Origin of the sequence: Flavobacterium sp. CS20, assembly GCF_018080005.1 — a bacterium.
Lineage (GTDB): Bacteria > Bacteroidota > Bacteroidia > Flavobacteriales > Flavobacteriaceae > Psychroflexus.
On record NZ_CP073015.1, the window covers coordinates 2,472,263 to 2,484,316 of the forward strand.

General features: G+C 33.8%; 14 protein-coding genes. 9 read left to right on the top strand and 5 right to left on the bottom strand.

Features of this window, described 5'->3' with window-relative positions:
* Nucleotides 1-10 precede the first annotated feature (10 nt).
* From IGB25_RS11755 to IGB25_RS11765, 3 genes are all read left to right on the top strand, one after another.
* Nucleotides 11-2,386 carry a TonB-dependent receptor domain-containing protein gene (locus IGB25_RS11755; RefSeq protein WP_211065169.1) on the top strand — a complete coding sequence of 792 codons (2,376 nt, stop codon included), beginning with the start codon at nt 11-13 and terminating at the stop codon, nt 2,384-2,386.
* Between the two features lie 209 nt (nt 2,387-2,595).
* Nucleotides 2,596-3,366, top strand: a complete 771-nt coding sequence (locus IGB25_RS11760; RefSeq protein WP_211065170.1) for a LexA family transcriptional regulator — start codon at nt 2,596-2,598, stop codon at nt 3,364-3,366.
* Entirely contained in the window at nt 3,366-4,019 is a 654-nt protein-coding gene (locus IGB25_RS11765; protein WP_211065171.1) for a DUF2461 domain-containing protein, read from the top strand. The genes IGB25_RS11760 and IGB25_RS11765 overlap by 1 nt, the downstream gene beginning before the upstream one ends.
* Here the strand turns inward: IGB25_RS11765 and IGB25_RS11770 are convergent.
* From IGB25_RS11770 to IGB25_RS11785, 4 genes are read right to left on the bottom strand one after another with little or no spacing between them, the layout of a single operon-like run.
* Complete coding sequence (locus tag IGB25_RS11770) at nt 4,016-4,252, bottom strand: hypothetical protein (protein WP_211065172.1); 237 nt, start codon at nt 4,250-4,252, stop codon at nt 4,016-4,018. The genes IGB25_RS11765 and IGB25_RS11770 overlap by 4 nt on opposite strands.
* Nucleotides 4,253-4,283: 31 nt before the next feature.
* A complete protein-coding gene (locus tag IGB25_RS11775; protein WP_211065173.1) occupies nt 4,284-4,559 on the bottom strand; it encodes a hypothetical protein in 276 nt (91 codons plus the stop codon).
* A 44-nt stretch (nt 4,560-4,603) separates the two neighbouring features.
* A complete protein-coding gene (locus IGB25_RS11780; RefSeq protein WP_247653755.1) occupies nt 4,604-4,927 on the bottom strand; it encodes a DUF86 domain-containing protein in 324 nt (107 codons plus the stop codon).
* A gap of 1 nt (nt 4,928) precedes the next feature.
* The gene (locus IGB25_RS11785) at nt 4,929-5,234 is read right to left on the bottom strand and encodes a nucleotidyltransferase family protein (protein ID WP_247653504.1); all 306 of its coding nucleotides are present in this window, start codon (nt 5,232-5,234) and stop codon (nt 4,929-4,931) included.
* 450 nt (nt 5,235-5,684) lie between these two features.
* On the opposite strand from IGB25_RS11785, the gene IGB25_RS11790 reads away from it, so the two are divergent.
* The 4 genes from IGB25_RS11790 (at nt 5,685) to IGB25_RS11805 (ending at nt 7,857) form a co-directional block, all read left to right on the top strand.
* Entirely contained in the window at nt 5,685-5,852 is a 168-nt protein-coding gene (locus IGB25_RS11790; protein ID WP_211065174.1) for a hypothetical protein, read from the top strand.
* 4 nt (nt 5,853-5,856) lie between these two features.
* Entirely contained in the window at nt 5,857-6,762 is a 906-nt protein-coding gene (locus IGB25_RS11795; RefSeq protein ID WP_211065175.1) for a T9SS type A sorting domain-containing protein, read from the top strand.
* A gap of 163 nt (nt 6,763-6,925) precedes the next feature.
* Nucleotides 6,926-7,132 carry a hypothetical protein gene (locus IGB25_RS11800; protein WP_211065176.1) on the top strand — a complete coding sequence of 69 codons (207 nt, stop codon included), beginning with the start codon at nt 6,926-6,928 and terminating at the stop codon, nt 7,130-7,132.
* A 5-nt stretch (nt 7,133-7,137) separates the two neighbouring features.
* Nucleotides 7,138-7,857 carry a T9SS type A sorting domain-containing protein gene (locus IGB25_RS11805; RefSeq protein WP_211065177.1) on the top strand — a complete coding sequence of 240 codons (720 nt, stop codon included), beginning with the start codon at nt 7,138-7,140 and terminating at the stop codon, nt 7,855-7,857.
* Between the two features lie 62 nt (nt 7,858-7,919).
* Here IGB25_RS11805 and IGB25_RS11810 read toward each other — a convergent pair whose 3' ends face one another.
* Entirely contained in the window at nt 7,920-8,945 is a 1,026-nt protein-coding gene (locus tag IGB25_RS11810; RefSeq protein ID WP_211065178.1) for a glycoside hydrolase, read from the bottom strand.
* 149 nt (nt 8,946-9,094) lie between these two features.
* Here IGB25_RS11810 and IGB25_RS11815 point away from each other — a divergent pair, with 149 nt between their 5' ends.
* Both IGB25_RS11815 and IGB25_RS11820 read left to right on the top strand, forming a co-directional pair.
* Nucleotides 9,095-10,399: an NAD(P)/FAD-dependent oxidoreductase gene (locus tag IGB25_RS11815; protein WP_211065179.1), complete on the top strand. Its 1,305-nt coding sequence runs from the start codon at nt 9,095-9,097 to the stop codon at nt 10,397-10,399.
* Nucleotides 10,400-10,463: 64 nt separating this feature from the next.
* A complete protein-coding gene (locus tag IGB25_RS11820) occupies nt 10,464-12,050 on the top strand; it encodes a 4Fe-4S dicluster domain-containing protein (protein ID WP_211065180.1) in 1,587 nt (528 codons plus the stop codon).
* The last annotated feature ends 4 nt before the right edge of the window (nt 12,051-12,054 follow it).

Sequence of the window (12,054 nt, forward strand, 5' to 3'; positions counted from 1 at the left end):
ATTTTTACGGATGAAAACTGTATTATTTCTATTTAGCCTTTTGGTGTTTGGCTTTAACATAAACGCCCAGAACTTTAAATTGAGTGGAACCGTCACTCAAAATCAACTCCAATTAGAAAATGCTTTGGTCTATGCCAAAGGCACGAGCTATTCTACACAAACTGACCAAACGGGTTATTATGAGCTTGAACTTCCGTCGGGAAAGTATCAAATCGTCTTTGCATTTGGTAACACTAAAACCATTGAAGTTAATTTAAACGAATCTAAAACGCTTGACGTCGATTTATCAAAAGCTGTAGAAAGCTTGGAAGAAGTCTCTGTGCAAGCCGTTCGTGTAGATGCAGATTCACCGATAACGCATTCTAATTTTTCAAAAACTGAAATTGCCAAACGAAATCTCGGTCAGGATATTCCGATTTTAATGAAGTTTTTACCTTCGGTTGTTTCAACTTCAGATGCAGGAAATGGTGTGGGTTATACCTCTATTCGTGTTCGCGGAAGTGACAATTCTCGGGTCAATGTTACAATTAATGGTATTCCGTATAACGATCAAGAAAGTCAAGGCACGTTTTGGGTCAATTTACAAGACTTTGCATCTTCAACTGAAAATATTCAGTTGCAACGCGGTGTCGGCACATCTACCAACGGTTCAGGTGCTTTTGGTGCAAGCTTGAATATTTTGACCGATAAATATTCTAAAGAAGCTTATGCGGAATACAACACCAGTTACGGCTCGTTTAACACCTGGCGAAACAATGTGAAGTTTAGCACGGGCTTGCTCAACGACCACTTTGAAGTGTCTGGTCGATTGTCTAAAATTGAATCTGACGGTTATGTAGATCGTGCTACATCTGATTTGAAATCTTATTTCTTACAAGCCAACTACATAGACGAAAACACTTTAATTAAAGCCTTGGTGTTTGGCGGAACAGAAGTGACCTATCAATCTTGGTTTGGCGTTGATAGAGAAACGCTTGAAACCGACCGAACTTTTAATCCAGCGGGTCAATTCACTGACGAGAATGGCAATACCCAATTTTATGACAATGAAGTTGATGATTATGCTCAAGACCATTACCAATTGCATTGGAACCAAAGTTTTGATCAAAATTGGTCTTCTAACTTGAGTTTAAATTATACCTATGGTCGGGGATTTTTTGAACAATTTGTGGAAGACGCCGATTTGGCTTTTCACGAAATTGGCTCAGTTGAAGTTGGCAACGAAAGCATTGAAACTTCAGACTTGATCCGTCGCCTTTGGTTAGATAATGATTACTTCGTTGTGAATGCCAACGTAAACTATACAGATGACGAGTGGGATTTTACTTCTGGTGCTTTTTATAGCTATTACGACGGTGACCATTTTGGTGAAGTCATTTGGTCAAGATTTGCAGGCAATAGCCTGATTCGAGACCGTTATTACAATGGCAATGGCACTAAACAAGAATTCACCACTTTTGCCAAAGCTACTTGGCGAATTGATGACCAGTGGCAAGTTTATGGAGATTTGCAAGGTCGGTTTATCAATTACGAAACGTCTGGTTTAACTTCAGATAAGGTCAATTTGCTGGTAGATGAAAGTTATGAATTTTTTAACCCTAAAGCAGGTTTGACCTATCGCGTAAACACCAATCATCAACTCTATTTTTCCTATGGTAGATCTCATCGCGAACCACGCCGACAGGATTTTGAAAACGGCATTGATACTGCTGAACGCTTAGATGATTTTGAATTGGGTTGGCGCTTTCAAACCGCAAATTCCAATATTAATACCAATATTTATTATATGAAATTTGATGATCAGTTGGTGCTTTCTGGAGCTTTAGATGATGTGGGAAATCCCATTCGAGAAACCAGCGGAAAATCTTATCGTTTAGGACTTGAAGTTGAAGGTCAATTTAAGCTTAGCAAGCAATGGTCACTACAGCCTAATATCGCTTTAAGCACAAATAAAAACCAAGATTTTGTGGCACCATTAAATGGTGAATTGATTAACTTAGGTGATACTAACATTTCATTTTCGCCAGAAATTGTGGCTGGAAATCAATTGAGTTTTCAACCTATTCCAGAGTTTCAAATTAACTTTTTAAGCAAATATGTCGGTGAGCAGTATATGGGTAATATTGATAGTGAAGCTTCAAAATTGGATGACTTTTTTGTCAATGATTTAAATTTGGTTTACCGTTTTAAAAACATTTCAGTTTTTGATGAAATTGTCTTAACAGGTCTCATCAATAATGTGTTTGATGCTGAATACGAGTCTAATGGTTTCTTCTTTTTCTTTGAAAGCGCTGATGAAAACGGCAATCCTACAACCGTTGAAGGTGCAGGTTTTTATCCACAAGCGGGAATTAATGTGTTGTTTGGTGCGAGTTTTAGGTTTTAATCTAATTGATTAAGCCTTTTGCACACAAAATCAACTTAATTTCCAAGACCCCACAGGTTTTTGAAACCTGTGGGGTCTAAAGGTTAAAAGGTGAATGAGCGTAGCCGAAGCTATCCTTAGTTTTAAGTATTGGATTAAAAACATCAAAGTTAATTTGCTTATGTGGAAAAATTCCTTAATTTTATGGAATATTTCCTTAAACTAATATTATGAAAACTGATTTACCTCTTGAAATTCAACGTTTTAAACAAATACGTGATACGGAAGGCTTGACTCAAACTGAGTTTGCTGAGGTTTTAGGGATCAAAAACTCTACGGCAGATATTGAACGTGGGCGCACAAAACTTTCAGGCCAAGTGGTGATGCAATTGCTTAAAAATTTCAATATCAATCCACTTTGGTTATATGGCGAAAGCCGTCAAAAAGAAATTGATTTATACAAAGCTGACACAATGCCTAAAGTTGTCACTGTCAATCCTGATGGTCAAGATAACATTTCAATGGTCAATCAAAAAGTCGCAAGAGGTTACCCACATAATGTGCAAGATACTGAGTGGTACCAAAAACTGCCTGCTTTTGATATGCCACTGCCTGAATACAGACACGCTACCTATCGTGGTTTTCAAGTAGAAGGCGACAGTATGTTGCCTGATTTTAGACCAGACGATTGGGTTTTGACCAAAGCCGTTGAAAACTTGAGTTTAGCCACCAACAACAAAGTTTATATCATCGTTTTATACGATTCTGTTTTGCTGAAAAAAATTGAAAAACAAAGCGATGGTAGAACCTTAAAATTAATTTCTACTAACGAAATTTACCCGCCTTATACTATCGAAACTAAAGATATTCAAGAGTTGTGGGAAGTTACCAGTAAATTGACTTTTAGTGTCAATGAACATTCAGAAAACAGTATGCTGAAAAAACTCGAAGCCTCAATGGAAGAACTTAAAGCCCAACTAAGTCAGGTTAAAATTAATTAATGGATTTTAATAATTTATTTAATTTTTTAGAAGAGCTTCAAAACAACAATCATAAGGATTGGATGGATGCTAATCGCCAACGCTACCATAACATACGAGATGAATATTTAAAATGGTTGATGCAGTTGGACGTTGAACTTTCTGAGATTGATTCAGATTATTATCCTACGCCAAAGAAAAAAATTCTCAATCGCATCAATAACAATTTGCTTTATCACCCTAACAAACCTACTTACAAAGACCATTTTGGCGCAGGTCTGGATAAACGCCCTAACACCAGTGATTTTTATATTCATATTGGTGTCAATGAAAGCTTTTTGGCAGGTGGCTTTTATAAACCCAAATCATCAAATTTAAAAAGTATTCGAGAAGCCATAGATTATAACGGAGAAGTTCTTAAAGCTATTCTAAAAAAGACTTCTTTTAAAAACACTTTTGGCGAAATGATGAACGACGATAAATTAAAAACCTCTCCAAAAGGCTATGCAAAAGATCACGAACATATTGATTTGCTTCGCTATAAAAGTTTTGCAGTGATGCATAATTTATCTAAGAAAGAAATTTTAGATAAAGACTTTAAAATTAAAATCAAAAAAGTGTATTTAGAGATGTTAGCGTTTAGACGATACCTCAATAAAGCGGTGAGTGTTTAGTCTTTATTGTCTTCTAATTCTGACAACTTTTTTTCCTGAGCCGCTTTTATTTGACGGATTATGGTCATTGAAGTGACCAACAAAATCAAGGCCAATACCAAATAAGGATTAATCTCATTAATGATAAAATCGTAGATGGTATAAATCAGAATAACCACCCAAAAAAGCATAACTACATACAAGATGGCTTTTAATGTTTTGATGCGGGATTTAAGTGTTTTTTTGGTTTTCATCTGAAATATTTTTTGTGCAAAGCTTATAATTTTAAAAGAAACTACCAATGGTAATAATTGCACAAATAGTTAATGCTAAAACACTAAGGGTAAATAATAAATTCTTTTTGCTTTTCATTAAATAGATTTTTCCAAGGACTAAAAATACAATTTGTGCCATAAGAAACGGTATCGTTAGTAGTTCCCTAAAAACGCCAACCAAAACAAAATCAATTTGATAAACATTAACTAACCAAATCAGAATAAAATAAAATACAATTGCAAAATTTACAATGGTTAACTTTCTATGGATAGATAATTGATTCAAAATGCTATAAAATTTTATGTTATTTTGGCCTCTTTGAGTATGTTTTACATTTGCAATAAACTATCAACTTCTTTTTTAAGTCTTGGCAAATCCTTAGATAAAATACCCCATATAATAATATCATCTACACTATCATAAGCGTGAATAACCATATTTCTCAAATTTACAATTCTTCTTGCTTCTGAAATTTTAATTTGATCATCAATATTAAGTATGCGATTTGTAGCCTCGCCAATAATTTCGAGTTCACGCTCTACTGCTCTTTTAAGTAACTTGTTAGTTCTAAATTTTTCGAAATTTTTTTCTTCACCTAAATAGTCATCTATCGATGATATAGACTCTTTGATGTCATACAGATATTTTTTAATGTTATGCTACATATAGCAGTTTTTTTGTTTTTTCTATACTTTCAATAAAAAAAGGATTTGAAAGAGAATTTTCTGTAATTAAATCAACTTTTCGGTTGAACAGTTGTTCAAGATGTGCGTGTAAATCAAAGTAGTTATCAGTATATTTTTCTATAGAAATAGCCTTGAAAGAAACTAAAATATCAATATCACTGTGTTTTGAAAAGTTTTCCGTGATAGCAGAGCCGAAAATATGCATAGTTTTAACATCATACTCTAAACAAAGCTTATTGAGCTTTTCTTTTTTATTTGTAATTAAATCTTGCATTTTATTCTATAATTAATTATTCAAATTTAGCATAATATTTTTTAATGCTTTGTTCAGCTTGTTTATGTCGAATACTAAAGCGATTAGCGTGTCTTTCTGAAGCTTGTCGAGAGCAATATAACTATACTTTGTAATAAAAATACAACTGTTATTGTTTTTTGTTGAACCTTTGCAGATTAATATATTCACATTTTAAACTACTTGGTTTTTTCAACGGCTGGAAACCTTAAAACCAAAAATTTAACATTTAAAACTTGTATTTTATTAAAATTTAGTTAATATTTGATATCAAATCATTTATTATGAAACGCAACAACGCAACAACGCAACAACGCAACAACGCAACAACGCAACAACGCAACAACGCAACTTTAGATACCATAAAGTCATCTTGTTCTTTGGCTTAATGTTTTTTTTTCATTTTTATCTTATAGCCAAAATATGGACTGCATGACAGAAGCGTTTGAAAGTCCGTCAACTCTTACCACTAGTAGCTGTAGCCCTAATACAAATTATAGCTATTCAACTGACCCAAATTTTTTAGCTTCATTTCCAGAAAACCTGAATTTGATAAAAGACAATGTTATTGTAGATACTAAAACAATAATCAAAAACTAAAATTATGAAACTTAAACTTTTATTGATTAACGCATTATTTTTGTGTATTATAACTAATGCACAAGTTACCTTAATACCAGACCAAAACTTTGAACAAACTTTAATCGATCAAAATATTGATTCGGATGGCATCATCAATGGACAAGTTTTTACCAGTGATATTGATAATATAAATGACTTGAACTTTGGATTTAATTTTATTACCGATTTAACAGGTCTAGAAGATTTTGCCCAGCTTCAGAACCTTACTTTAGATAATTTGGATTTATCAAATAGTAGTAGCAATCTAACATTAGACCTTACGGCTAATACGATGTTGGAAACATTGACTATGAATGGTGGAGATGATGCTTTTACACATTTCGTAGAACAAATAGACTTAAGCGAAAATCCCAACATCAACCTAATTCAGACGCCTGGAATTTGGCTTTTAAAACAAATAGACTTAAAAACAGGCACAACCGATGTGAGTAATTTAAGCATAGATATATCTATTTCCCCTTTAGCACTAATGGAACAATCAGCTGATAGCAATAATGATGATTTGTTTTGCATAAAAGTTACAGATGCCACCGCAGCCACAGCAGGAACAGGTGTTTACAGCACATGGACTATCAGTGCCAACAACAATCCCTACTTTTTTTCTGAAACTTGCACCTTAAACACAGAAAGTTTTAAGCTTGAATCGGTAAGTATATATCCCAATCCTACTAGTGATATTATAAATATTAAAGCTAATAATATACAATTCAAATCCGTCAAAATATTTAGCCTTCAAGGTCAACTCGTCAAATTTTTTAACAACTTAGAGACTCAAAATTTGGATGTTAGTGATTTAGCAAATGGTTTGTATGTTATGAGTTTAACAAGCGATAACAGTATTATTAGGAGAAAATTTGTGAAACAGTGAATTGTATTCTGTTAGTTAATAAACCAATGCCAAGAAACCTATTTCAATATTTATATTTTTTTTAATTTTAAGTTCAAGTCAAGCACAAGTTACACCATTTGAAGACCACACTTGGCGTTTAGAAAAAATCGTAACTGCAGATTCAAATCCTGCTCAAAATCAAGTGACAATTAAGTATTTAATTGATGATCAAGATAACGCCATTATAAAACTCACTCACATAACAAATGGCTCATTTTATAATTATATCTTAGATAATTCTATAGATAGTGTAGATTTAGACCTTACAAACTTAAGCTCCGGACAATATATCGTCAATTTGATTTCAGGAGGACAAGTTTTAGATACACAAAACTTAATTAAAAATTAAAGACCATGAAAACGTTAATAAATTTTATATCACTTTTGGTAGTTTGCTGTTCTTATGCTCAAGATCCCCAGCTGTTTCAATATAATTGGCGTTTAGAATCTATAATTACAGATACAAATTCTTTTATACCTGATTCAAATCCAGACCCAAATACTGGCACATTTAATCATATTGTCTTTCATAATCAAAATGATGGTGTTCCTTATTATTTTCAATTTGGTGTTTATGGTAGTGTTTTAGGCGATAATTTAATTTTTTCTAATAACCAAAGTTTTGTGATTTCAAGTATAACTTTAACCTTAGGTGAGAGTTCTTCAGCATCAGGATTTTTAGTTGATTACTTTTTGTTTGAGGATCAATTAAATGATGTAATTTACAACCCCTTTTATTACACATTTACAACCCAAAACAACACAATTTATCTTGATATCACTAACAGTGAAGGTAGTGTTGCAACGTTTTATGATAATGTGTTAAGTCAAGAGGAGTTTTTAAGACAAAAGGTAAAAGTTTACCCTAATCCTGTTGTAGATAAACTGTTTATTGAAAGTAATCAAACAAATATTCAAGAGCTTCTTATTTATGATTTAAGCGGAAGAATTGTTTTAAAACAAGACAGTTTAGAAAATTACCAATTTGATGTAAGCAAATTAAGACAAGGGATTTATATTTTAAAAATTTATACTTCACATGGCGAGGTTCAGAAAAAATTAATCAAAAAATAAAATGTTTCCACACTAAAAAATGGGAACTATAACTGATTGTATTTCCCCAATGGATGTGATTTTTATTCAAATTTAGCATAATATTTTTTAATGCTTTGTTCAGCATGTTTATGTCGAATACTAAAGCGATTAGCGTGTCTTTCTGAAGCTTGATCGTGATTGTGAAACCATTTCCAAAGAAAACCACCCGCAAACCAAGGTTGATCCCAAACACTATCCATTAAACCTTTTAATAAAACATCTTGTGTTACTTCATTGGTTTGACCATCTATTCTGATTGAATGCCAAGGCTCTTTACCCGCGAAGTCTATACTACGATAACCATATTCTGTAAATAAAATTGGTTTATCGTGTTTTTCACTTAAAGTTTTCAGGTTTTGCGAAATGGGTTGCCAAGCCATTTTTACTGAATCTAAACTCGGAGTTTTTTCTTTGGAAATAGGAAAATACGCATCAACACCGATATAATCTAATTCAGACCAAAAAGGCACATTTTCAATTTTATCCCAATTTTCAGCATAAGTCAACTCTCCAGAATACACGTTTTTAACAGAAGAAATTAATGAGGTCCAAAATTGAGGTCGTTCAGACACAAAGTTGTTTAATTCAGTGCCAATACAAAACATTTCTACATTGCTTTCCTCAGCAACTTTGGCATATAACATAAGCATATCCAAATAATTTTGCTCAAAGGTTTTCCAATCGCTTTCTGTTTTCATTGAAATATAACCTGTAAAATCGCCACCACCAATCCATATTTGTGGCTTAAGCATCACTTTAATACCATTGCTGTGCATCAGTTTAATGTATTGTTTCACACCTGTAACACGTTCGCCATACCATTGTCTTTCATTATTGTAAAAGAGTTGTGTTGAATCTGCTTTTCTCATAAATGCAAATGGCATAATTGACACCCAATTCGCGTGAATATCTAAAATAGGATTAATGTGTTTTTGCTGAATTGTATCTCTCGAAGCAACAAAACTCAATCCGTTAATTTTTGATATTTTTTGGGTCTGTGGTTGACAATTACTAAACAAGAGAAAAATCAAGACTGTTAGGCTAAAACCTAAAAAAGCTTTGTGCATATTTTATTTTAAATGGATTTAAATAGAAAAATTAAAGTGATGAAAATAAAACATTTATGTATATTTCATTAGCTTTAAACGGTTAAAGTTTTAAAAATTAATTAAGGGTAAAGCTTTATATTCGACCTTAATTTCGCAAAGTTTTATTTATGGAGCATATCGCAATTATTGGTAATGGCATAGCTGGCGTTACTGCTGCAAGACACATTAGAAAACAAACGGATTATAAAATTACATTGATTTCTGCCGAAGCTAAACACTTCTTTTCTCGAACGGCATTAATGTATGTCTATATGGGTCATATGAAATGGCAACACATCAAACCTTACGAAGATTGGTTTTGGGATAAAAACCGTATTGAACTTAAACAAGGTTATGTAAAAACGGTGGATACAGATAACAAACAATTGCTTTTTGAAGATCAATCTCAATTGAAATACGACAAGCTTATCATTGCCTGTGGTTCCAAACCCAACAAATTCGGTTGGCCAGGTCAAGACCTTGATGGGGTTAGCGGAATGTATTCTAAACAAGATTTAGAAACCATAGAAGAATATGCGCCAAATCCTGAACAGTGCAAAAGAGGCGTAATTGTTGGCGGTGGTTTAATAGGGATCGAGTTGGCTGAAATGTCGCGTTCAAGAGATATACCGGTTACGATGTTAGTCCGCGAAAAAAGCTTTTGGAATGGCGTTTTGCCCGATGGCGAGTCGCAAATGATCAACGAACACATTTTAGAACATCATATTGATTTAAGACTTGGTGTCAACTTAGAGCGTATTAAGGCCGATGAAAACGGCAAAGCCAAATCCATTATCGTTAAGGAAACTCGTGAAGAAATTGAATGTGATTACGTCGGTTTGACCGCTGGAGTTTCACCAAATATTGACTTTTTAAAAGACAGTGGTATTGAAACTGGAAAAGGTGTAAAAGTGAATAAATATTTAGAAACCAATATTGAAGATGTTTATGCCATTGGCGATTGTGTGGAACAACAAGAGCCAACAGGGAAACGACCACCTGTAGAAGCAGTTTGGTACACAGGACGAATGATGGGCGAAGTCGTCGCACAAACGATTTGTGGGAGAAAAACCGCCTATAAGCCAGGACATTGGTTTAATTCGGCTAAATTTCTCGACATTGAATATCAAACCTATGGATGGGTTTTCCCCAAACGTCATTGCGAAGAATACGAAAAGCATTTTCATTGGCGTCACCCTGAAAATAAAGTATGTGTGACTTTATCTTATCATAAAGACACACGAAAGTTTTTGGGAATCAATACTTTTGGTATCCGTATGCGACATGAGGTTTTTGATCAATGGTTGACTGAAGAACGCGATATTGATGATGTGGTTGAGCATTTAAAAGAGGCTAATTTTGATCCTGAATTTTTTAAACGGTATGAAAAAGACATATATGAAACTTATAGAAAGCAATTTGTAGAAGTTTGATATAGAACCTAAATTCAGACCTCAAAGGTCTCAAAGACCTGTGAGGTCAAAAAAACATAAAAATATGAGTACATCACAAAATATGTCTATGACTGGACGTGCAAGAGATAGTTTAAATGCACAGCAAAAAATAGCGACTGTTATTGGTATGGTTGGTCTATTAATTTTGGGTATTTCAGCTTTTAATGTGCAATTACAACCACAAGCACTTTGGTTGACGGTGTCACTAATTATGATTGCTGGTGGAATTATTTGGTATGCCAAAGCTTCTTATGCAGGAACAGAACCAGGTATTAAAAATGATGGCGTATTTTTCAAGTCCATTTCATCACGCGGACTTTGGGCTTATCTCACAGGTATTGGTTTAACGGGTTTTTATATTTTACTTTATTTTTATCCTGAATTTTTAGGCTTAGTAAAAGATGGCGATAACACTGGTGTCATTGCTTTATTTGATCCTTTAAGCAAAGCTTTAAGCGGCAATCCGGCCAGCCAGTGGTTTGTGTATGGAACACTTTATACTTTAGTGATTTTAGCCTTTGGGATTAAATTTATTTGGAAATATAGGCATAGCAAATATCAACTCATTAGAACTATTTCTGTGATGTTTTTTCAGACGTCTTTTGCGTTTCTGATTCCAGAATTTATGGCAAGGTTAAATGGTGATAAATTGAATTTACCTTACTATGATTTAAAAAATATTTGTACTTTAAATTATTATAACTTCGACCAATACAGAGTTGACGCTATGATTAGCTCTGGCGATATTGGCATTGCTTTGTTGATTTTTGGTTTGGCTTCTATTTTTATCATCACCCCGATTTTAACTTACTTTTACGGCAAACGCTGGTATTGTTCATGGGTTTGTGGTTGTGGTGGTTTGGCTGAAACTTCTGGCGATAGTTTTAGGCAAAACAGTGATAAAACCCTTTTTGCTTGGCGTGTAGAGCGTTGGGTCATTCACAGTGTCTTGGTGTTTGTTACCTTAATGACAACGGCTGTGGTATATTCTTATCTTAAAACCGATCAATATTGGCTACATGGCGATACGTTTTTATGGGCAGTTGGAATTTTGCTCACACTTATTTTTGCGGGTGTGATGATTTTTAAACGTGAGCAATTCAAAAAAGATGCTAAAATTGGTGCTATAGCCTATATGGTAGTGATTTTAGTGCTTCTAGGCTTACATGCCTTTCAAGATGTACAATTGTTTTTATTTGATAGCTACAAGTCGCGAAGCACTTATGGATTTTTAATTGGCAGTATTTTCTCAGGAGTGATTGGCACTGGCTTTTATCCCATTTTTGGCAATCGGGTTTGGTGTAGATTTGGTTGTCCTATGGTCGCGATTTTAGGTTTTCAACAGCGGTTATTTTCAAAATTCAGAATTACAACTAACGGCGGTCAGTGTATTTCTTGTGGCAACTGTTCTACTTATTGCGAAATGGGTATTGATGTTAGAGCTTACGCTCAAAAAGGTGAAAACATTGTGCGTTCATCTTGCGTTGGTTGTGGGATTTGCTCAGCTGTTTGCCCACGTGGTGTGCTCAATCTTGAAAACGATAGCCTGAATGGACGCATTAACTCAAAAGACGTATTATTAGGAAATGATGTAGATTTGATGGATTATGTCAACAGCTCTAAAATTTAATTTT